Origin of the sequence: Paenibacillus sp. USDA918EY, from assembly GCF_009870825.1 — a bacterium.
GTDB lineage: Bacteria > Bacillota > Bacilli > Paenibacillales > Paenibacillaceae > Paenibacillus_AQ > Paenibacillus_AQ albilobatus.
This window is the reverse complement of sequence record NZ_WTWY01000021.1, coordinates 17,295-40,045: the sequence shown is the minus strand read 5'-3', so window position 1 is coordinate 40,045 and position 22,751 is coordinate 17,295. Positions and strand designations below refer to the sequence as shown.

Genomic DNA, 22,751 nt, shown 5'->3' with positions numbered 1-22,751 from the left:
GATGAGGAGATGGCGGGAAAAGTATATCTGGTTGGAGCAGGCCCCGGCCACGCCAAGCTGATCACGGTGAAAGGCATGGAATGTCTGCAAAAAGCGGATGTGGTGGTCTATGACCGCCTTGCCGCCCCGCAGCTGCTTGGGGCGGTCAAACCGGGAACGAAGAAAATTTACGTCGGCAAGCTGCCGGACCGGCATACGATGAAGCAGGAGGAAATCAACCAGCTGCTTGTCGACTTGGCGAAGGAAGGCCATACCGTCGTCCGGCTGAAAGGCGGCGATCCGACGATTTTCGGACGCGTCGGGGAAGAAGCCGGGCTGTTGAAGAAAAACGGAATTGCATACGAAATCGTTCCCGGCGTCACGGCGGCCATCAGCGTTCCCGCTTATGCCGGCATCCCGGTGACCCATAGGGAAATGGCTTCGTCGCTTTCCATCATCACCGGACATGAAAGCCCGGACAAGCTGGACCGCATGATCGATTGGGAGCGGGTTACCCATGCGACGGGGACGCTTGTGTTTATGATGGGCGTGTCCAAGATCGGCTATATTGCGGATCAGCTCATGCGGTACGGCCGCCCCGGCAGCACGCCGGTAGCGCTCGTGCGATGGGGAACGCGCGCCGAGCAGGAGACGCTGACGGGAACGCTGGCAGATATCGAGCAGCGGGTGTCGGCCGCAAACTTTCAGCCGCCGGCGGTTATCGTCGTCGGCGATGTCGTTCTGCAAAGGGAGCAGCTGAAATGGGCGGAATTTCTTCCCTTGTTCGGCAAACGGATCCTCGTGACCCGCGCAAGATCGCAGGCATCCAAACTCTCGGAGCGGATCGACGAGCTGGGGGGCGAAGCCTACGAATTTCCGGTCATCGAAACGGTATATCCTGAAGACCGGAAGATGCTTCAACAGATCGAAGACGCCTTTCAAAGGCTTGAAAGTTATGATTGGGTATTTTTCACGAGCGTCAACGGCGTGGAATATTTTTACCGGCATCTACAGGAACAAGGCCGGGATATCCGGGCGCTCCACCGGGCGAGCATAGCCGCGGTCGGGCCGGCCACGGCCGATGCGCTGAAACAGCGCGGCATCGTTCCGGTCGAGCTTCCGGGGCGTTTCCAGGCCGAAGGAATGATCGAAACTTTAGGCGACCGGATGAAGCCGGGGCAGCGGGTTCTGCTTCCGCGGGGCGACCTTGCGCGCGCCTGGTTGCCGGAGAAGCTGGCCGAAATGGGGCTTGAGGTTACTGCCATAGATACTTATCAGACCGTCGTAAGTCGAGATGGGGACGAGGAGCTTCTGAAGCTGCTTGAGGAGGGGGCCATCCATGTGGTGACCTTTACCAGTTCTTCGACCGTAACGAATCTGATCGCCAAGCTGAAGCAGATGGGCGTGCAGGATCCGGTCCGGCTGCTGAACAAAGCGGAAGCCGCCTGCATCGGGGAAATCACGGCCAAAACGGCCGCCGAAGCGGGGCTACGCGTAAGTGTGGTGGCCGAACAGGCGACGATTGACGGGCTGCTCGACTCCCTTTGTTCATATCTGAGCGATAAACAGGGGCAAGAACAAGCAAAATGAACAGCAAGCATGAACGACACAGGGGGTAATGAATCATGAGTTTTCCGATTGTAAGACACCGCCGTTTGCGTCAGTCGGCCGGCATGCGCAATTTGGTGCGCGAAACCGTGCTGAACGTAAACGATTTGATTATGCCGATTTTCGTAACCTACGGCACGGGAGTGAAGAACGAAATCTCTTCCATGCCGGGGATTTACCATTTTTCGCTGGACATGCTGAAGCCCGAAGTGGACGAAATCGTGGCCCTTGGCATCCCTGCCGTGCTGTTGTTCGGCATTCCCGAAACGAAAGACAGCGTAGGCACATCGGCGTTCGTCGAGGATGGCATCGTACAGGAAGCGACCCGTTTGATCAAAAAATGGTACCCGAACCTGCTTGTCGTAGCGGATACCTGCCTATGCGAATTTACCGACCACGGCCATTGCGGCATGGTTCATACGTTCGAAGTGGACGGCCAGGTCCATGGCGACGTCATGAACGACGAATCGCTGGAGCTGCTTGCGAAAACCGCCGTCTCCCAGGCGAAAGCCGGAGCGGATATCATCGCGCCGTCCAACATGATGGACGGATTCGTGCAGGCGATTCGCGCCGGGCTGGATGAAGCCGGATTCGAACATGTGCCGATTATGTCGTATTCGGTCAAATACGCTTCCGCTTTTTATGGACCGTTCCGCGAGGCGGCCGATTCCGCGCCTCAGTTCGGGGACCGCAAAACGTACCAAATGGATCCGGCGAACGCCCGCGAAGCGCTGCGCGAAGCCGAAACGGACGTACTCGAGGGCGCGGACATGCTGATGGTCAAACCGGCGCTCGCCTATATGGACATCATCCGGACGCTGAAGGATCAATTCGATTTGCCGCTGGTCGCTTACAACGTAAGCGGCGAATATTCGATGGTGAAAGCCGCCGCGCTGCAAGGCTGGATCAACGAAAAGGCGATCGTCGAAGAAATGCTGACCGGCATGAAACGGGCCGGCGCCGATATTATCATAACGTATTTCGCCAAAGACGCCGCCCGCTGGATGCAGGAGCGCTAAATCTTATATACGGGAGTGACGTTCATGAGCAATATGAATGGTAGACGGAAAGAAGAGGCTTCCCGCGCTGCGTTTGAAGAAGCCAAGCAATATCTTCCCGGCGGGGTGAACAGCCCCGTGCGGGCTTTCAAATCGGTAGGCCTGACGCCGATTTACGTGGACCGCGCCCAAGGATCGCGGATTTACGATATCGACGGCAACGGCTTTATCGATTACATCGGCTCTTGGGGTCCTCTTATTATGGGCCACGCCCATCCCGAAGTTATTTCGGCCATTCAGGAAACGGCGGCCAAAGGAACCAGCTTCGGCGCTCCGACCTTGATCGAAACGGAGATGGCCAAACTGGTCTGCGAGCGGGTTCCGTCCATCGACGTCGTGCGGATGGTCAATTCCGGCACGGAAGCGACGATGAGCGCGATCCGGCTTGCCCGCGGCTATACGGGACGCGGCAAAATCGTGAAATTCGAAGGCTCCTACCACGGCCATGCGGACAGCCTGCTGATCAAAGCGGGCTCCGGCGTAGCGACGCTTGGCCTGCCCGACAGCCCCGGCGTGCCGGAAAGCGTTGCGACGAACACGATTACCGTGCCATACAACGACCTGGAATCGGTGAAGGTGGCTTTCGAACGTTTCGGCGAAGAAATCGCCTGCGTCATCGTCGAGCCGATCGCCGGCAACATGGGGGTCGTGCCGCCGCTCCCCGGCTTTTTGCAGGGACTTCGCGACATTACGACCCAATACGGCAGCCTGCTGATCTTCGACGAGGTTATGACCGGCTTCCGCGTACATATCAACTGTGCGCAGGGCTTGTTCGGCATTACGCCTGACCTTACCTGTCTAGGCAAAGTCATCGGCGGGGGCCTGCCTGTCGGAGCATACGGCGGAAAACGCGAGATTATGGAGCGGGTCGCTCCGTCCGGACCGATCTATCAGGCGGGTACGCTCAGCGGCAACCCGCTGGCGATGGTGGCCGGTTATACGACGCTGAAGCTGCTGACGCCGGCGGTTTACGACCAGCTTGAAGAACGCGCCTCGCGCCTTGCGGCCGGATTCGAGAAAAACGCCAAAGAGCTTGGCGTTCCCGTAACGCTCAACCGGATCGGCTCGATGGTGTGCCCATTCTTCACGAAAGGGCCGGTCGTGAACTATGATACGGCGAAAGCCAGCGATCTTCAGCGTTTCACGAAATATTTCGCCAATTTGGTGCAGGAAGGCATCAGCGTGGCGCCTTCCCAATTCGAGGGCATGTTCGTTTCGGCCGCCCATAGCGTCGAGGATATCGACGCGACCATCGCCGCCAACTACAATGCCCTGAAAAATCTGTGACGGCGTGGCGCCGCCGCGGCGAGTGGCTGGAGCTGACCCCGGGGAAAGTTCTGACCGGGGCTTCCGACAGGAATGAGGCTACGGTACAGTGGCTGCTGCAGACGCTGGGAATGCCGGAAAAGCTGCTTCGGCAGCTGCAGGCGAACAAAGGGATCGAATGGAGGGGGGACCGGCTTCGGCTGGCCCTCTTTCCCGTTCGGCCGGCGGGCATAAAGCCCGTTTGGCGGGAACTGGACGTGCTGTACGAGGATGATTTTTGCCTGGTCGCCCATAAACCGGCAGGCATGAACATCCACCCGGACGGGCGGAAAGACGAAATGGAGCAGCCCACGCTGGATCATGCGGTCGCCGCTTATTATCAAATGCAGGGCGAGGATGCGGCCGTCAGGCACATCCACAGGCTGGATCAAGATACGTCCGGTCCGGTGCTGTATGCGAAAAACGATTGGGCCCAGCTCAAACTGGACGAAGATATGCGTCATAAACGCATCGCCCGCAGCTACGCCGCGTTCGTCCAAGGGAAGGTGCCCGCCGATTTGAAAGTGATCGATCTGCCGATCGGCAAAGACCGCCACCATAAGCAGCGTCGGCGCGTATCGCTTACGGGCCAACATGCCGTTACCCGCGTACGATTGGGCGAGACGTACCGAAACGCCTCGCTTGTCCATTTGGAGCTGGAGACGGGGCGCACGCATCAAATCCGGGTCCATCTCAGCCATCTGGGTCATCCGCTTCTCGGGGATTCCCTATACGGAGGCAGCACGGCCCTGATCGGCAGACAGGCGCTGCATGGGGAACGGCTTGCCTTTACCCATCCTTTTACGGGCGAACGGATCGAAATTGACGATCCCTGGCCAGACGATCTGCGGCAGCTTGGGCAGAAGCTGTCAACCATACGATGAAATAGATGAAAATAAAGAGACGCAAATCGCCGGACGGGCGCAAAAATGGAATGCCCTTCTATTTGGAGCATATAGATAAAATGAGTAACGCTTTTTGGGGCTCATGCCGTGAGGAAGCTCATGGTTAGAAATATGCCGAAAGGAGGACATCATTCCGTGTTTGACCAGTCCTACGGTTTGCGTTTTGACATTTATGAACGGATTCATTTATCGGAAGAACTGCCGGGAATAGCCGAGCTGGAAGAAATCGAGCTGCTGCCCCATATCCAGGTCATCAGCCAGGATGATCAGGTTGCGCTCCGTGGCCATTTGATGCTAACCGGCTTGTACAGGGGCGACGGGGAGGATGACGGCGCACAGAAGCTGGAGCATCTTATTCCCGTCGAAATTACGGTTCCGGCCAATCGCGTATCTTCGCTGGACGAGATTTCCGTGGAGATCGAAAACTTCGACGTGGATCTTTTGTCCAAACGGAGCATGAACATTACGGGCGTTCTTTCGCTCCGCGGCATCGAAACGGCGGCGAGCGAGCCGGCATCGTCATGGAGTGCCGATGAATTTACGGTTGTACATGCGTCCGAGGATCCCGCGGAGGATCCGGTGCTTGCCGCTTTTTTGGAGGAAGGGGAGACGAGCGCCCATGAGGAGGAGGCCAGGGAACCGTACGATGCGGCAGCCGCGGATGACGGGGAGACGGAGGCGTTTGCAGCCGAAGATAATGCCGCAGCGGAAGCTGCAGGCAGTCCAAGCGAAACCGAAACGCAGCCGGATAACGAACCGGCGGCCGTACAGCGTACTGCCGAAGAGGAGCCGCAAGCTGAGGAGGCACCTGCACCTGCCGCGTTACATACGGACAAGGAATCCGGGGAGCGCGGCGGCAAGGGCCATGTTCAGTCAAATGTTTGGCATTTTGAGCATGAGGACGAATCGGAGCTGCTGCATCCCGAAAAAACGGCGATACAAGCGAACGAGGAACCGGAAAAGGACCTCTACCTGACTTCAGCCGAGCAGGAACAACCCTTTGAGCCCTCCTTCCCGTTCAGCGCTTTTCACCAGGAACCGGTGCCCCAGGAAGAAGCGCCGGAGGACGAACGGGAACCTCGGGTTGCGTTCGGCAGCAAAAAGGAACAGCAATCCGGCGAAAAGGAGCCGATCGGTTTTTCCTCGCTATTGTCGTCGAGCCGTGCGCTGAAGGAGCAGGAGCAGCAGGCTGCGCCGGAAGAGCCGAAGGCGGAGGAAGCGGAAAGGGAATCGACCGGCAGCGATGAAATCCAGTGGCAAAATCTCTTCCTCGGAAGCAGCTCGGAGAAAAATCAATTCCGGAAAGTGCGGCTTTGCATCGTTCAACGGGAAGAAACGCTCGAGACCATTGCAAACCGCTATCAATTGACCGCCCGCGAAATTTTGCTGCACAATCGCTTGACGGATCAAACCGTCGAGGAAGGACAGATTTTGTACATCCCGTAAGATTGCCTTAAAAAGCGTCCGGCTTTCAAAAGAGCCGGGCGCTTTTTGCCGTTTCCATGGCGGAACCTGTTTAAGAAACATGCATATGTTAATAATAATCCTTAAAGTCTATTGACTTTGGGCGCACAACCCCGTTATGTTGACTAAAGTCGATAACCAAGTTATGATGAGTATATATTTTGTCAAGAACGATGATCGGGAATAGTAGGATTGACATGCCCTTCAGAGAGCGGAATTGCTGCGCTGAGAGATTCCGCAGGATGCTGTTTCAACCGAAGTCGCCCGGGAGTTGTCTGCTTGATCCCTTTCGCTTTTGCGCTCGGGTTAGGGCATGGCCGGCTGCAGCCGTTATCTGCATGAAGTGTCGCGTACATGATGGCAGCCTTCCGTATGGAAAGCAGCCGCATGCATCAGGCTTGGCATTTGGCCATGGCGCGAAACAAAGGTGGTACCGCGAAAGAACAGCCTTTCGTCCTTTGAGGACGGAAGGCTTTTTTGTTTTTTTTGCCAAGGATTGATTGCAATCCTGAAGAAGCCGATCTTGTGATGGAGGAGTAAGAATATGACAGAGCAGGACAACAAATTGACGACAGGGATGCCGACGACTTATGATCCGAAGGCAGCCGAAGAGAAGTGGTACAAATATTGGATTGACGGCGAGTTTTTCAAGGCGGGGCAGCGCAAGGACGCGAAGCCGTACACGATCGTCATCCCGCCGCCGAACGTCACCGGCATGCTGCATATCGGGCACGCGCTCGATTTTACGCTGCAGGACATTCTGATCCGCACCAAGCGGATGCAGGGGTATGACGCGCTGTGGCTTCCGGGGTCCGACCATGCCGGCATCGCCACCCAAACGAAGGTGGAGCAGAAGCTGCGCGAGGAAGGCGTAACCCGTTACGACCTGGGCCGGGAGAAGTTCCTGGAAAAGGTATGGGAATGGAAGGACAAGTATGCGGAAACCATTCACGACCAGTGGGCGAAAATGGGCTTCTCCCTCGACTATTCCAGGGAACGTTTTACGCTGGACGAGGGTTTGTCCAAAGCCGTGCGCGAAGTATTCGTCAAGCTGCATGAAAAAGGGCTGATCTACCGCGGCAAACGCATCATCAACTGGGATCCGGCCGCCCGTACGGCGTTGTCGGACATCGAGGTCGAATATAAAGAGGTGCAGGGTCACCTGTATCATCTCTCCTATCCTCTGAAGGATGGCAGCGGACATATCACGGTCGCGACGACGCGTCCCGAAACGATGCTCGGCGACACCGCCGTCGCGGTTCATCCGAAAGACGAACGTTACAAGGACATGATCGGAAAAATGCTCGTGCTGCCGATCGTCGGGCGCGAAATCCCGATCATCGCCGACGAGTACGTCGACAAGGAATTCGGAAGCGGAGCCGTAAAAATTACGCCTGCCCATGACCCGAACGATTTCGAGGTCGGCCTGCGCCATAACCTGCCGCAAATTACGGTGATGGACGAAACGGGAACGATGAACGATCAGGCCGGCAAATACGAAGGGCTTGACCGCAGCGAATGCCGCAAGCAGATCGTCCAGGACTTGAAGGAGCAGGGCGTTCTGATCCGGATCGAGGACCATGTCCATCAGGTTGGGCACAGCGAGCGCACCGGGGCCGTCGTAGAGCCTTATTTGTCCACGCAATGGTTCGTCAAAATGCAGCCGCTCGCCGAAGCCGCCATCGAAGCGCAGAAGTCGGGCAAAGGCGTTAACTTCGTGCCGGAACGCTTCGAGAAAACCTATTTGAACTGGATCGAAAACGTTCGCGATTGGTGCATTTCCCGCCAGCTTTGGTGGGGACACCGTATCCCGGCTTGGTACTGCGACGACTGCGGCGAAATCCATGTCGCCTATAACGACGTTGAAAAATGCTCCAAGTGCGGCTCCGGGAACCTCCACCAGGACGAAGACGTCTTGGATACGTGGTTCAGCTCCGGCTTGTGGCCGTTTTCGACGCTGGGCTGGCCTGACCAAACCGACGATTTGAAACGCTACTATCCGACGGATGTGTTGGTGACCGGCTACGACATCATTTATTTCTGGGTTGCCCGGATGATCTTTACCGCGCTTGAATTTACGGGAGAAATTCCGTTCAAGGACGTGCTCATGCATGGCCTGGTCCGCGATCCGGAAGGCAAAAAGATGTCCAAATCGCTCGGCAACGGCGTCGATCCGCTGGACGTCATCGAGAAGTACGGAGCCGACGCGATGCGCTACATGATTTCGACCGGCAGCACGCCGGGGCAGGATCTGCGCTTCCGCTGGGAACGCGTTGAGCAGGCCCGGAATTTCGCGAATAAGATCTGGAACGCTTCGCGTTTCGCCCTGATGAATCTTGAAGGGTTCAGTTATGACGACATCGACATCAGCGGCGAGCTGAGCACGGCCGACCGCTGGATTCTGCACCGCCTGAACGAAACTTCCCGGGACATCACGCGTCTAATAGATGCCTATGAATTTGGCGAAACCGGCCGCTTGCTTTATAACTTCATCTGGGATGACCTCTGCGACTGGTATATCGAATTTTCGAAGCTGTCGCTGTATGGAGACGACGAGGCAGCGAAGAAAACGACAAAATCGGTGCTTTCCTACGTGCTCGACCGCACGCTGCGCATGATCCATCCGTTTATGCCGTTTATCTCCGAGGAAATTTGGCAGCATCTTCCGCATCAGGGCGAAACGATCACGCTGGCCGCTTGGCCTGAATATGATCCGGCCCTCGAAAATGCCGATGCCGCCCGCGAAATGTCCTTGCTGATGGATGTCATCCGCGCCGTTCGCAACATCCGGGCCGAAGTGAACGTGCCGATGAGCAAAAAGGTCGAGCTCATGCTTAACGCCGGGGACGACCAAACGCTCCAAATCGTGAACCGCAATGAAATTTATGTACAGCGCTTCTGCAACACGTCGAGCTTTAAGGCGGGAACCGGGCTCGAAGCGCCGGACAAGGCGATGACCGCGGTCGTCACCGGGGCCGAGCTTTACCTGCCTTTGGCGGGACTCATCGACATCGATCAGGAGATCGCCCGCCTCGAGAAAGAGCTGAAACACCTGAACAGCGAAGTGGAACGCGTCGAAAAGAAACTTGGCAACCAAGGTTTCGTATTCAAAGCGCCCGCCAAAGTGATCGAAGAGGAAAAGGCGAAAATGGCGGACTACGCCGAGAAGCGTAGCAAGGTGCTCGCGCGGATCGAAGAACTGAAGGGCTGAGTTTTATAAGGAACCTGCTGCCCCGGGCGCGCCTCGCGTCCGGGGATCAAATAAATTTCAGAAGGTGAAATGGCACATGGGAGAACAATTAGAAGGCTTCTCTAATTTGCGTACTTATGCGGAAGCCGTCGACTGGATTAACGGGCTGATCCCTTTCGGAATACGGCCGGGCATGGCCAGAATCGAAACCATGATGGAGATGCTGGGCAACCCGCACCGTCGGCTGAAATTCATTCACGTCGCGGGGACAAACGGCAAAGGCTCGACCTGCGCGTTTTTGACCCGCGTGCTTCTGCAAAGCGGTTATACCGTGGGAACGTTCACTTCCCCTTACATCACCAAGTTCACGAACCGTTTTCAATACAACGGCGAGGACATTCCCGAAGAAACGCTACTGGCGCTTGCCAACCGGCTGTATCCGATCGTTCAGGAGATTGCGGCGACCGAGCTCGGATCCCCGACGATGTTCGAGGTTTCGACGGCGCTTGCGATTTTGTATTACGCTGAAGAATGCGTGCCGGATATCGTCGTATGGGAGACCGGTCTTGGGGGAAGGCTGGATGTAACCAATATCGTATACCCGGTTGTTTCGGTCATCACGAACATCGGCATGGACCATACCGACATTCTTGGAGATACCGTCGAGCAGATCGCTTTCGAAAAAGCGGGGATCATCAAGCCGGGCGTGCCGGTGGTGAGCTGCGTACAGCAGCCGGAGGCCGTCGAGGTTTTGCGCAAAAAGGCGGAAGAATGCCGCACGACGCTTTATTTGGCGGGGGAAAAATTCGCGTTTGAATATACGGGCAATCGCGGGCCGTACCAATCCTTCCATTTTAGCGGCCCTTTTCGGGAATACGATATTGAAATCGGCATGAAGGGCGAATACCAGATTGCCAATGCGGCCGGGGCGCTGATGGCTCTGGAGGTTTTAAGGCAGTACATGGCTTTTGTCATGGAAGAGGAAGATATGTTGAAAGGGTTCCGGGAAACGGCATGGGCCGGACGCATGGAAGAGATTGCTTCCGGCTCCGCGCCGCGCATCGTGCTGGACGGAGCCCACAATCCGGAAGGCGCGGAATCCTTGCGGAAAAGCATCGAGCGGCACTATCCGCATAAACGGTTAAATTTGATGATGGGAATGCTGGCGAATAAGCATCATGAATCCTATTTGAAGCATATACTTCCTATAGTGGATACGCTTATCCTGACCGAGCCGGACTTCCGGAAAAAAATGGACGCTGCTGCGCTGCGCGACATCGCGGAGGGGCTGAAGCATTCCTACGGCAAACCGGATTTGCAGATCATCGTCGAACCGGACTGGAAAAACGCGCTGGAACTACTTAAGTCACGGACAGAAGCGGAGGATTTGGCGGTAGTATCCGGCACGCTTTATTTAATTTCGGATGTGCGGGCCGCTCTGCTGGGTCAAACCGATTCTGAAAAAGGTTGGTGAAAATCTGTTGAATTCTGAACATGTTCATTTTATCGGTATTGGTGGCTACGGGATGAGCGCCATTGCACGGGTTATGCTGGAAATGGGATACAAGATCACGGGTTCGGACGTGGCTTCCCAGGAATTAACGGAAAAATTGGCGGCCAAAGGCGCCAAAATTTATATCGGACATACGGCCGAGCAGGTACACGGGGCGGATTTGGTCGTATATTCGACGGCTTTGCCGAAAGACAACGTGGAACGGGTTGAAGCGGAGCATTTGAACATTCCGGTTCTGCACCGGTCGCAAATGCTGGCGAGATTGCTCAACGAACGCAAGGGCGTTGCGGTAGCGGGCGCTCACGGCAAAACGACGACGTCCTCCATGATCGCTTTGGTGATGGAAGAATGCGGCGTCGATCCGACGTATATCATCGGCGGGGAAATCATGAACGTGGGCACGAATGCCAAAGCAGGCAAAGGGGATTATGTCGTGGCCGAAGCGGATGAAAGCGACGGCTCGTTTCTGCAATATCACCCTTGGCTCGGCATCGTGACCAACATCGAAGCCGACCATCTTGAAAATTACGACGGCGATTTTGAAAAGCTGAAAAAAGCTTACGTTCAGTTTCTGAATCAGATCCGCGAGGACGGCACGGCCGTCGTATGCGCGGATGACGACAATATCCAGGCGATCATTCCGGGCATCCGCTGCCAGGTGGCAACGTACGGCATCGACGACGTGAATGCGGAGTATACGGCAACCGACCTGGCGCTTGGCGACCGCCAAGTTTCGTTTACGATGAACCACAAAGGCCAGCCGCTTGGCACGGTGCAATTGTCGGTGCCGGGCCGCCACAACGTATACAACGCGATGGCGACGGTCATTTCCTGCCTGAAGGCGGGAGTTCCGTTCGAGTCAATCGTTGCCGCCATCTCGAAGTTTCATGGGGCGAAGCGCCGGTTCCAGGTGCTGGGCGAAAAAAACGATATTCTGATCATTGACGACTACGCCCACCATCCGACGGAGATCGAAGCCACGATCAGCGCGGCCAAAGCGACGGGCAAACGGATCATCGCCATATTCCAGCCGCAGCGGTACACCCGCACCTTCTTCTTGTTGGATGCGTTTAGCCGCGCCTTCGGCGAGGCGGATGAGGTCATCATTACCGACATTTATTCGCCGGCGGGAGAAAAGCAGATCGAAGGCGTGCACTCCTCGAAGCTGGTGGAACTGATCGTGCAAAACAGCAACGGCGGGGCCAGATACCTTCCGACCAAGGAGGACGTGCTGGCCGACCTGAAGCAGAGAATCAATCCGGGAACTCTCGTGCTTACGATGGGGGCCGGTGACATATGGAAGGTCGGCTATCAGCTGGCGAAGGAGCTGTAGCCCTGCAAGGGCCGCGGCTTACATAGATTTGGAACGGATTTCTGAAAAAGGGCTTTCCGGGCCGCGGCGTTTGCTGCGGCCTGGAGGCCCTTTTTGGCTTTGGTTATAGAGACCGGTTCCATCTTCGCCGAATCGTCTGCCGGTCGGCTTTTGTCTTGCAGCCCGTCCTCTTTTCGAGGTTGCGGCAGCATAAGTTCGGACAATCCGTCATATATTCCTTGTAATAGAGACAAGGGTGAGGTGTATGACCGTGAACAAGGCGAGAATGACTTTCCGGTTCAATCAGGAAAACCCGCGTGAGCCGGATGCTCCGCAGGAAGAAAAGAAACCGGCGGCGCAAACGTTCAAACCGATGCCGGAGAAGGAACGCGCGCCGAAGAAGTCGGCCATCGTGGAGCCTCCGCGGCAGGAGCATCAACAGGATGTGCCGGGCAAAAACCGGGACCACTTGCACGTCGTGTCGGGATCGATGCAGGGCTGGTCGGATCCTTTCCATAAAGACGAACCTTGGGACGAGCTGCTTTCGGGCTGGCCGAGGGACGACCGTAAAGAGGAGCGCCGCCGGGATCGGCCGGAAGATGCGGAATTCCATGATTTTGAGGCCGGCCGTTCAGGGGAATGGCGAGACTTGGCCGACGACATGTATCCGGAGCGGGGGGAGATTTCTTATCGGCCAAGACGTCCGACGTCGTTGTGGAAGATGATCGGAACGATTACGGGCGCGGTTGTCACCGGGGCGCTGTTCGGTTTCGTCATTTTAACCTTTTTTAAGGACGGGTCGGGCGGCGCCAATGTCCCTGTAAAGCCGGTGTCGGAAAACGCGGCAAAAAGCACGGCAGGGCAAGCCCAGGCCGCACCCGTCGCCGTTTCGATCAAAGGAGAGTCGTATTATATGCTTCAATATGGCGTTTTCAGCAGCGGGGAGCGGGCCGAGCAGGCAAAAAAAGAACTCGAGCAATACGGTATCGCCGCAGGCAGCGACTCGGACCAGAAAAACCGCGTGTATGCCGGCATTTCGACCGACCGCGAACAGGCCAAGCTGCTGAGCAGCCAGCTTAAAAGCCAGGGCGTCGAGCTGTACGTGAAGGAAATAACGATTCCGGCGGTCAGCGAGCTGAAGTTTGCCGGCGATGCGGACACGGCAAGACGTTATTTCGAGACGAGCTCCGAGCTGGCGTCGAAGCTGAGCCGCCTTTCCGCGGCGCTCCTGAGCAAGGAAAAGGCGACGGCGCTGAATGAGGGCGATGAGGCCGCCATAACCGACGTTCATAGCCGCTGGACCGAAGCGATCAAGTCGTTCCAGACCGGATTGGGACAAGAAGAGGAACAACTGGGGGCGCAAATCGAGCAAACGATGAACAGCGCGGTTTCGGCGCTGACGGAATACAAGCGCAACGCGAACAAGTCGCTGCTCTGGGAGGTGCAGTCCCGGATCATGCAATACGTCATGCAGCAAAAGGAACTGATTTCCAGACTAGGAAAAGCGTAAGTACCGCGTTTGAAGCGCATGAAGGAGTTTGTATGCCCAAAAATTCAAGTAACAGAGCGCATCCGGCACGGAATTGGAAATAGTTCCCCATGCCGGATTTCTGTTTGTATTGCCGTTCAAATAACCGTATAATAAATTGGGTGTCAAATTATGGCGAGGGAAGAGAAGGATGAAAAAAAACGTAGGTATACTGCTCTTGTTTTTGCTGCTTGGCTGGCTGGCGGGTGCTTGGATCGCAAAGGCCCTGGAACCTGTACAAGCCCTCTCCTTTCTGACCGCTTCCACGAAGCTGGAGTGGTCTCCGCAAGCTAATTTGGACATTATCAGCTACGACATCACCATTAAATTCAAAATGAGCCTGCTGAGTTTGATCGGCATCATCGTCTCCGTGTGGCTGTATCGCAGGCTGTAACTACAAGACAAAGGAGATCCTTTCATTGAAATCAAACCATTCGCGCCGGGTCGTCCTGGCATCTACCTCACCCAGAAGGCAGGAGCTGATCGCTTCTCTACATATTCCGTACGAGATTCATCCGAGCCATGCCGATGAACATACTCCAACCGACTGGACCCCCGATCAGATCGTAGAAGGTTTGTCGCTTCGCAAAGCCAAAGCCGTTTACGAGCAAATCGGCGGCCCGTCCGAAGATGCGGTCATCGTCGGAAGCGACACGATCGTCGTGCTCGGGGACCAAGTCCTCGGCAAACCTGCTGACGATGCGGACGCCTTTCGCATGCTGAAATCGTTGCAGGGGAGAATCCATCAAGTATATACGGGCGTTGCTTGCATAGACGCGGCTACGGGACAATCGCTCGTTCGGCACAAAATGACGCGGGTCGTCATGAAGGAGCTGACGGACGCGAAGATCGAAGCCTATATCCGAAGCGGCGAACCTCGCGACAAAGCGGGGGCTTACGGCATTCAAGGCCTCGGTTCCACGCTCGTCGAAAGCATCGAGGGCTGTTATTTTACCGTCGTCGGTTTGCCCGTTTCGCTGCTGAGCGACATGTTGTCGGAATTCGGGATCGACGTCCTTTGAACGTGGATGAGATTTGAGTGAAAGGAAAGTAGGGGAATTATGGAGCCGCAATTGTATATGCTGCGCGACATCCCCCATCAGGAACGACCGAGAGAACGCATGCTGCAGTATGGGGCCAGCGCTTTAAGCAACGCTGAACTTCTCGCCATTTTGCTGCGGACGGGAACGAAGCAGGAGTCCGCGATCCATTTGGCGCAGCGCATTTTGCAGCAGGTCGGCAGCATGCGCCGGCTTGTGGACATGAGCGCCGAGGAATTGATGGCCATCAAAGGCATCGGCAGCGCCAAAGCCGTCCAGCTGAAAGCCGGAATCGAGCTTGGGCAGCGCCTGGCCCGGACCCGCATGGACGAGCCCGTCGTCATCCGCAGTCCGCGCGATGCGGCGGACGTGCTTATGGAGCAGCTGCGTTACTTGCAAAAAGAACATTTTGTTTGTCTGTTTTTAAATACGAAAAATCACATTATTGCTCAAGAGACGCTTTCAATCGGCAGCTTGAATGCCTCCATCGTCCACCCGCGCGAGGTGTTCCGCGCCGCGATCAAGCGCAGCAGCGCTTCGATCCTGTGCGCACACAACCATCCGAGCGGCGATCCGGCCCCAAGCCCCGAAGACATTTCCCTCACTTCAAGACTGAAGGAAGCGGGAGAAATCGTGGGGATCGAAGTGCTGGATCATTTGATAATCGGCGACGGGGAATTCGTCAGTTTGAAGGAGCAAGGCTTGATGTAATATAATAGTTGAGATTGACAAGGAAAGGGAGATTACAGCATGTTAGGGAGCTTCACGAAAGATTTGGGAATTGACTTGGGGACGGCGAATACGCTTGTTTACGTCCGTGGAAAAGGAATTGTCGTAAGAGAACCTTCGGTTGTTGCGATCCGTACGGATACGAAAAGCATCGAGGCCGTCGGCGAATCTGCTAAAAAAATGATCGGCCGCACGCCGGGCAACATTCGTGCCATCCGTCCGATGAAAGACGGCGTCATCGCCGATTTCGACACGACGGCAACCATGATTAAATATTTTATCCGTCAAGCTCAAAAACAGCGCTCGATGTTCCAGCGCCATCCGAACGTGATGGTGTGCGTGCCTTCCGGCATTACGGCCGTCGAACAGCGCGCGGTGGAGGATGCGACGAAGCAGGCCGGAGCGCGCGAAGCCTATACCATTGAAGAGCCGTTTGCGGCAGCCATCGGCGCCGACCTTCCGGTATGGGAGCCGACAGGGAGCATGGTCGTCGACATCGGCGGCGGTACGACGGAAGTGGCCGTCATTTCGCTTGGCGGGATCGTAACGAGCCGCTCCGTGCGCGTGGCTGGCGATGAAATGGATGAATCGATCATCCAGTACATCAAACGCCAATACAACCTGATGATCGGGGAAAGAACGTCCGAACAGCTCAAAATGGAAATCGGCTCCGCGCTGCCGCTGGAGCAGGTGGAAACAAGCGAAATCCGCGGCCGCGACCTGGTTACCGGCTTGCCGAAGACGATCACGATTACGTCCGACGAAATCAGTGAAGCTCTTTCCGATACGGTGAACGCCATTGTCGAAGCCGTGAAGGTAACCTTGGAGAAATGCCCGCCGGAGCTGGCTGCGGACATTATGGACCGCGGAATCGTGCTTACGGGCGGCGGCGCTTTGCTGCGCAACCTGGACAAGCTGCTTGCGGAAGAAACCGGCATGCCGGTGATCGTTGCCGAAAATCCGCTGGACTGCGTCGCCATCGGCACAGGCAAAGCGCTTGAAAACATTCATTTGTTCAAATCCCGCAGCAGCTCGGCGGTGCGCTCGAAGCGCTAAGCCGGAAATTGTGGGTCAACCCCTGATATTGGGAGAGAAATCAGTAGAGTTAGAGGGTGTTGAAACTGTTTAAGCTGCTTGGAAACAAACGCTTATTTGTCATTTTGATCGCCCTTGTTATGTTTATCGCACTGATGGGTTTCACGCTCGGACCGAGGGCTACGCTGTCCTTGCCCGAAAAGTTTTTGAGGGATACTGTCGGTTTTGTCCAAAACATCATTTATAAGCCCGCTGGATACATAGCGGGCTTGTTTAAAGATATCGGGAATATGCGAGAGATATACAAGGAAAATGAACAATTGAAAATTGCATTGGCCCAATATACAAGAGAGAAAGCGAACTATAATTTTATCGAACAGAAGAATAAAGAGCTTATGGAAGATTTGAATTTCACGGAACAGCAAAAAAATAAATTCAATTATTCCTATCATATCGCTCAAGTCATCAGCGTGAATGCGGATGTGGTCAATAAAACCTTGGTCATTGACCTCGGCGAACGAGATGGCGTCAAGGTAGGGCAGTCGGTCATTTCCATCGACGGCATGGTCGGCGTGATCAGCCATGTCAGCAATTTCACCTCGACGGTGAAGCTGATTACGGCCATGGACGCCAAGGACCCGAATTCGAACGGGATTGCGGCGACGTCGATGAACAATCATCAAACCTTCGGCATCGTCGAAAGTTATGACGAGACGACGAAGACGCTGCTCATGACCCAGATCAAACAGGATGATCCGATTAAAAAGGATGACACCATCGTCTCTTTGGGCGATACGGACAAATATCCTCGGGGATTGATTATCGGTAAAGTGCTGAGCGTGCAGGAAAGCAAGTTCGGCAAAACAAAAACGGCAACGATTAAGCCAGCGGCCGAATTCCAGGATTGGAAGCAGCTGTTCGTCGTCTTTACGCCGGAGGCTCCGAAGTAATGAAGATGCGAAAGCAAGTCCTTCTTCTGCTGCTGTTTCTGCTGTTTATCCTGGAAGGCACCTTGGTCCCGTGGCTTTTGCCGGGTTCTTGGCAGAGCATTCTTGCGCCCAATCTCGTATTTATCGTGTTGCTGTTCGTTTCGATTTACCATAACCGCCATACCGCTTTGGTTCTCGGCATCATTTTCGGCATGCTTCATGACGTGGTTTTTTACGGCGATATGATCGGCAGTTATTCTTTGGTAATGGGTTTTTCCACCTATATTATGGGCTTCATTTTCCGCGTCCGGCGGGCGCCGATGCCCGTCATGATGACGGTCGTCATTCTGGGCAGCCTGTTGTTCGACAGCATGCTGTACGGGATATACCGGTTGTTCTCGCTCACGCAAGTGACTTATGACTGGAATTTGCTGCACCACATTCTCCCCGACCTTGTGCTTCATTTCGTGTTCGGGCTTATCATTTACGTTCCTTTGCGAAAACAGCTAGAAAAGATTGCTAGTCGTGAGAAAAAAGAAAAGGCGGCGTAAGTCTCATACGCCATTTTTCCTTTCCGGCAGGAACTTTGCCGTCCGAAGGCGAAATGTAATGGGATAGGGGGGACAGGCATGGCAGTAAAATCGAATCACGTCACGATTAAGGGCATCAAAGATGGCCTGGTATTCCTGCTTGACGATGAATGCGAATATGAGGAACTGCTTGGCGAACTCCGGTTCAAGCTGGAGCACAGCCATCAAAATATTTTGACCGGTCCGATCATTCACGTGGATGTCAAATTAGGATCAAGAAGGATTACGGAAGACGAGAAGCAGCGCATGCTCGACATTTTGAAGCAAAAGGGGAATTTGCTCATCCGCTCGATCGAATATCCCGAACCCGAGCAGGCGCAAGCTCCGCCTTACAAGATCATGTGCGGCATGGTAAGATCCGGCCAAGTGCTCCGCCATCAGGGGGACCTGCTTTTTTTGGGGGACGTAAACCCGGGCGGCAGCATTTTGTGCACGGGGGATATTTACATACTCGGGGCTTTGCGCGGCATGGCGCATGCCGGGGTGGACGGCAACGAGGAATCGATCATCGCCGCATCCCATTTTGCCCCGACGCAGCTTCGGATCGCGGAACAAATCAGCCGTCCGCCCGATGAATGGGAGACGCGCGAAACCAGCATGGAATTCGCTTTTTTACAGAACGGCGCCATGCAAATCGACAAAATCAGCAATATTGTACGCTTGCGGCCTGATTTTAACGTGTTTAAAGGGGTGTAGCACACATGGGAGAGGCTATTGTCGTTACTTCCGGTAAAGGCGGTGTCGGAAAAACCACCACATCGGCCAACATCGGGACTGCGCTTGCACTGCTTGGCAAAAAGGTCTGTCTGGTGGATACGGATATCGGCCTCCGCAATTTGGACGTGGTCATGGGCCTTGAAAACCGGATCATTTACGATTTGGTCGACGTTGCGGAAGGACGCTGCCGTTTGAATCAAGCGCTTGTAAAGGACAAACGTTTCGATGAGCTGTATATGCTGCCGGCCGCCCAGACGAAGGATAAAAACGCCGTGTCGCCAGAGCAGGTCAAAGACATCGTTTTAGAGCTGAAAAAAGAGTATGAATACGTCATTATCGACTGTCCCGCAGGGATCGAGCAAGGGTTCAAAAACGCCATCGCCGGCGCGGACAAGGCGATCGTCGTGACGACGCCGGAAAACGCGGCCGTGCGCGACGCGGACCGGGTGATCGGGCTGCTTGAAAGCTCCGAGATCGGTTCGCCGAAGCTTGTCGTCAACCGCATTCGTCCGAATTTGGTGAAGACAGGGGATATGCTCGACATCGAGGACGTCATCCAGGTGCTGAACATCGATCTGATCGGGATCGTGCCCGATGACGAGCATGTCATCAAAGCGGCGAACAGCGGCGAGCCGACGGTGATGAATCCCGATTCGCGGGCGGCTATCGCCTACCGCAACATCGCCCGCCGCATTTTGGGGGATACGGTGCCGCTGATGCATTTGGATCAGAAAAAAGGCATGTTTTCAAAATTCAAAAAGATTTTCGGCATGGGCTAATAGCCTGCCGGTGAAGAGGACTCTCTCGCAAATCGCGGGAGAGTTTTTTTATTTTTGCCCTTCTTTGATGTATAACCAAGCTTTGAATCAGGTTAAGTTACTTGAATAGAGGTTTTTTTGACAAGCAATACCTTGCCGGAACTGATAGAAGGAGTTGATCCGAGATGCTTGGTATACTGGCAGCCATTTTTGTCATTCAAATCGTCTACGTTTCGTTTTTTACGCTGCGCATGATTTTAACGCTGAAAGGACAAAAGTATTTGGCGGCGGCGCTCAGCATGTTTGAGATTACGATCTACGTGCTGGGTCTCAGCATCGTGCTGAAATACGTCAACCAGCCGCTCAGCTTGATCGTTTATGCGGTCGGTTACGGGCTCGGGGTGTTGGTCGGCTCCTGGATCGAAGGACGAATCGCGCTCGGTTATATTACGATGAAGGTCATCGTCAACGATCCGCAAAGCAACATGGCCAACGCGCTGCGGGACAACGGGTACGGCGTGACTTCATGGATCGGAAGCGGGCGCGACGGACACCGGCTCGTGTTTGAGGTGCTGGCCAAACGGAAAAATCAAAAAAAATTGTATCATTCGATTCTGGAACTGGACCCGAAAGCCTTTATCGTCGTGACGGAACCGGTGCTGCTTCATGGGGGATTTTGGACCCGCGGCACAAAAAAATAAAAAAAATGGCCCAAAAGCGTTTCACCCTTGATCCAAATGGGTAAATACATGGAGCATATAACTGCGGGTGCGCCTTCTCTTCTGTGGGGACGCATGGCAATCGCATATAGCCACATTCGTTTCAAGTCGGGGGGAGCAGCACTACAGCTTTAGGAAGGCAGAAAAGATGCGCCTGGCGGGCGCATGCTTTTCGTTTTCGCGCGGGCATTACATAGCTAAGATCAAGGTGGAATGTTAAGGTATGCAAGTCTGATGCCGTAACGAAGAATTTATGCTTTCGATCAGTTTAGAACCTCTGGGTTTCCTCTTGGATTTTTCCACCCCATTTTACATGCGCTTGACCTCTTTTCATGTTTCGACTTCGGTCATTGGCTTCCTATGACTTCTATATCTGCAAGCGGGGACGATCCGAAAATGATCTTTGAGAGGTCATCAAGGGTATCCCATGCAGTTTTTTGACTCCCCCCACGGATGATATGCCGAATGCTCCGCATAATATGGATAATGCTTGCAAAGGGGCGATTGAATGATAGTACTGGACCATGTGAACAAAGTTTACGATAACGGCTTTCACGCGCTCAAAGACATCAACCTGGAATTTAAAAAGGGCGAGATTACCGTTCTGATCGGGCCGAGCGGCTGCGGCAAATCGACGACGATGAAGCTGATCAATGCCCTCAATACGCCTTCATCGGGCAGAGTGCTCATCGACGGCAAGGACATTTCGGGGATGAATCCGGTCGAACTGCGGCGCAATATCGGTTACGTCATTCAAAGCGTCGGTCTGTTTCCGCATATGAACATTTCCAAAAACGTGGGCGTCGTTCCCCGCCTGAAAAAATGGGATAAGGACAAAATCGAGCGGACCGTCAATGAGCTGCTGGATATGGTCGGCTTGGACCATGCGGTTTATGGCTCCCGTTATCCGTCGGAGCTAAGCGGCGGGCAGCAGCAGCGGGTGGGCGTCGTGCGCGCCCTGGCGGCCGATCCGGACATCATCCTGATGGACGAACCGTTTTCCGCACTGGATCCGATCAGCCGCGAGCAGCTGCAGGATGAACTGATCCGGCTGCAGCAAGAGCTGCATAAAACGATCATTTTCGTGACGCATGATATGGACGAAGCGATCAAAATCGCGGATACGATCGTGCTGATGAAAGCGGGCGAAGTGGTTCAGATCGGCAAACCGGATGCGATACTTCGTCACCCCGCCAACGACTTCGTTCGGAATTTCATCGGGCAAAAACGTCTTCAGGACGAAGGCGAAAGCGAAAGCACGTATCAAATCCCGCTCGTCGACGAAGTGATGATTACGAACCCGGTGACCGTATTCCCGAGCCGGGGACTGGCGGAAGCCATTAAAATGATGGAAATGAAGCGGGTCGATTCCCTGCTCATCGTGGACCGGAACAAGCAGCTTCAAGGCGCCGTTTCCATCTACCGCGTGCTTGACCAATACGGGGAGGAAGGCAAAACGGTGGCGGACGTCATGCAGCCGGTCCGTTATTCCGTCGCATCCGGCAGCACGCTGGCGCAGGCGGTTGAAATCATGGACAGCCACCAGTTGAGCAATTTGCCCGTCGTGGATAGCAGCAACCGGTTTCTCGGGCTCATAACGAGGGGCAGCGTCGTCAAACATTTGGCCGAGGTATACCCGGGGGTCGGCCGTTCCGCCGACAGTGGAGAGGGTGAGTGATGATGAACGCATTCTTGAGTTTTATTACGGAGCGGTATCCGGACATTTTGAAGGCGCTGGAGGAGCATTTGTCCATCTCGTTTTCGGCGGTTATTTTGGGGACGATCATCGCCGTGCCGATCGGGATTTTGCTCGTTTACAGCCGGGTGGGCTGGATCAACAGCGTCGTGTTTTTTATCGCCAACCTGTTTCAGACGGTGCCAAGCCTCGCGCTTCTGGCGATATTGATCCCGCTGATGGGCATCGGGATGAGGCCCGCGATCCTTGCGCTGCTTCTCTATTCGTTAATGCCGATTTTGCGCAACACATATGACGGCTTCCAATCGGTTGACAGAGGCGTGCTCAATTCCGCCAAAGGGATGGGCTACAGCACCGTGCAAACGATCATGAAAATCCAGCTTCCTTTGTCGCTCCCTTACATCATGTCGGGGATCCGGATTACGACCGTGTACATCATCAGCTGGGCGACGCTTGCTTCCCTGATCGGGGCCGGCGGCCTGGGCCAACTGATCGTATCCGGCCTCGGCGTCAACAAACCCGAGATGATCTATATCGGCGGGATCGGCGCCATTCTTCTGGCCTTGATCGCCGACGGGCTGCTTGGCCTTCTGGAGGGCTGGCTCAGCAGGCATTTTCACCAGACAAGGGAGTCTGCCATATGAACCGCGGAAGCAAGCGTTCGGGATTGAACAAG

Annotated in this window: 20 protein-coding genes and 1 other annotated feature; all 20 genes read left to right on the top strand. The window is 55.0% G+C overall.

Translation table 11 applies throughout. The annotated features are described in order from the left end of the window. Positions 1-9: 9 nt before the first annotated feature. Positions 10-1,569 (top strand): uroporphyrinogen-III C-methyltransferase, encoded by a 1,560-nt coding sequence (cobA, locus tag GQY55_RS27410; RefSeq protein WP_160045102.1) that lies wholly within the window; start codon positions 10-12, stop codon positions 1,567-1,569. A gap of 35 nt (positions 1,570-1,604) precedes the next feature. Further along, entirely contained in the window at positions 1,605-2,606 is a 1,002-nt protein-coding gene (gene hemB, locus GQY55_RS27405) for a porphobilinogen synthase (protein WP_160045101.1), read from the top strand. Between the two features lie 24 nt (positions 2,607-2,630). Then, complete coding sequence (gene hemL, locus GQY55_RS27400) at positions 2,631-3,932, top strand: glutamate-1-semialdehyde 2,1-aminomutase (RefSeq protein WP_201452255.1); 1,302 nt, start codon at positions 2,631-2,633, stop codon at positions 3,930-3,932. Then, positions 3,929-4,834, top strand: a complete 906-nt coding sequence (locus tag GQY55_RS27395) for an RluA family pseudouridine synthase (protein ID WP_160045100.1) — start codon at positions 3,929-3,931, stop codon at positions 4,832-4,834. The genes hemL and GQY55_RS27395 overlap by 4 nt, the downstream gene beginning before the upstream one ends. A 132-nt stretch (positions 4,835-4,966) precedes the next feature. After that, positions 4,967-6,301: a LysM peptidoglycan-binding domain-containing protein gene (locus tag GQY55_RS27390; protein ID WP_236575907.1), complete on the top strand. Its 1,335-nt coding sequence runs from the start codon at positions 4,967-4,969 to the stop codon at positions 6,299-6,301. A 182-nt stretch (positions 6,302-6,483) separates the two neighbouring features. Continuing rightward, positions 6,484-6,781 (top strand) — a binding site (T-box leader). An 82-nt stretch (positions 6,782-6,863) separates the two neighbouring features. Next, positions 6,864-9,530 (top strand): valine--tRNA ligase, encoded by a 2,667-nt coding sequence (locus tag GQY55_RS27385; protein WP_160045098.1) that lies wholly within the window; start codon positions 6,864-6,866, stop codon positions 9,528-9,530. Positions 9,531-9,606: 76 nt separating this feature from the next. Continuing rightward, on the top strand, positions 9,607-10,983 hold the full coding sequence (locus GQY55_RS27380; protein WP_160045097.1) for a bifunctional folylpolyglutamate synthase/dihydrofolate synthase: 1,377 nt from the start codon (positions 9,607-9,609) through the stop codon (positions 10,981-10,983). A gap of 4 nt (positions 10,984-10,987) precedes the next feature. Beyond that, positions 10,988-12,355 (top strand): UDP-N-acetylmuramate--L-alanine ligase, encoded by a 1,368-nt coding sequence (gene murC, locus GQY55_RS27375; protein WP_160045138.1) that lies wholly within the window; start codon positions 10,988-10,990, stop codon positions 12,353-12,355. Between the two features lie 244 nt (positions 12,356-12,599). Next, on the top strand, positions 12,600-13,844 hold the full coding sequence (locus tag GQY55_RS27370) for an SPOR domain-containing protein (protein WP_160045096.1): 1,245 nt from the start codon (positions 12,600-12,602) through the stop codon (positions 13,842-13,844). Between the two features lie 169 nt (positions 13,845-14,013). After that, a complete protein-coding gene (locus GQY55_RS27365; protein WP_160045095.1) occupies positions 14,014-14,256 on the top strand; it encodes a DUF4321 domain-containing protein in 243 nt (80 codons plus the stop codon). 25 nt (positions 14,257-14,281) lie between these two features. Beyond that, positions 14,282-14,884 (top strand): Maf family protein, encoded by a 603-nt coding sequence (locus GQY55_RS27360; protein WP_160045094.1) that lies wholly within the window; start codon positions 14,282-14,284, stop codon positions 14,882-14,884. 39 nt (positions 14,885-14,923) lie between these two features. Further along, complete coding sequence (gene radC / locus GQY55_RS27355) at positions 14,924-15,613, top strand: RadC family protein (RefSeq protein WP_160045093.1); 690 nt, start codon at positions 14,924-14,926, stop codon at positions 15,611-15,613. Positions 15,614-15,652: 39 nt separating this feature from the next. Then, positions 15,653-16,687, top strand: coding sequence for a rod shape-determining protein (locus GQY55_RS27350; RefSeq protein ID WP_036713014.1), 1,035 nt, complete (start codon positions 15,653-15,655; stop codon positions 16,685-16,687). 56 nt (positions 16,688-16,743) lie between these two features. Next, entirely contained in the window at positions 16,744-17,616 is an 873-nt protein-coding gene (mreC, locus tag GQY55_RS27345) for a rod shape-determining protein MreC (protein WP_160045092.1), read from the top strand. Continuing rightward, a complete protein-coding gene (gene mreD, locus GQY55_RS27340; RefSeq protein WP_160045091.1) occupies positions 17,616-18,146 on the top strand; it encodes a rod shape-determining protein MreD in 531 nt (176 codons plus the stop codon). The genes mreC and mreD overlap by 1 nt, the downstream gene beginning before the upstream one ends. A 78-nt stretch (positions 18,147-18,224) precedes the next feature. Further along, positions 18,225-18,881, top strand: a complete 657-nt coding sequence (gene minC / locus GQY55_RS27335; protein WP_160045090.1) for a septum site-determining protein MinC — start codon at positions 18,225-18,227, stop codon at positions 18,879-18,881. Positions 18,882-18,886: 5 nt separating this feature from the next. Next, positions 18,887-19,681, top strand: coding sequence for a septum site-determining protein MinD (gene minD, locus GQY55_RS27330; RefSeq protein WP_160045089.1), 795 nt, complete (start codon positions 18,887-18,889; stop codon positions 19,679-19,681). Between the two features lie 164 nt (positions 19,682-19,845). Next, entirely contained in the window at positions 19,846-20,361 is a 516-nt protein-coding gene (locus GQY55_RS27325) for a DUF2179 domain-containing protein (protein WP_160045088.1), read from the top strand. 526 nt (positions 20,362-20,887) lie between these two features. After that, positions 20,888-22,057 carry an ABC transporter ATP-binding protein gene (locus GQY55_RS27320; protein WP_160045087.1) on the top strand — a complete coding sequence of 390 codons (1,170 nt, stop codon included), beginning with the start codon at positions 20,888-20,890 and terminating at the stop codon, positions 22,055-22,057. A gap of 2 nt (positions 22,058-22,059) precedes the next feature. Next, positions 22,060-22,719 (top strand): ABC transporter permease, encoded by a 660-nt coding sequence (locus GQY55_RS27315; RefSeq protein ID WP_160045136.1) that lies wholly within the window; start codon positions 22,060-22,062, stop codon positions 22,717-22,719. Positions 22,720-22,751: the final 32 nt, after the last annotated feature.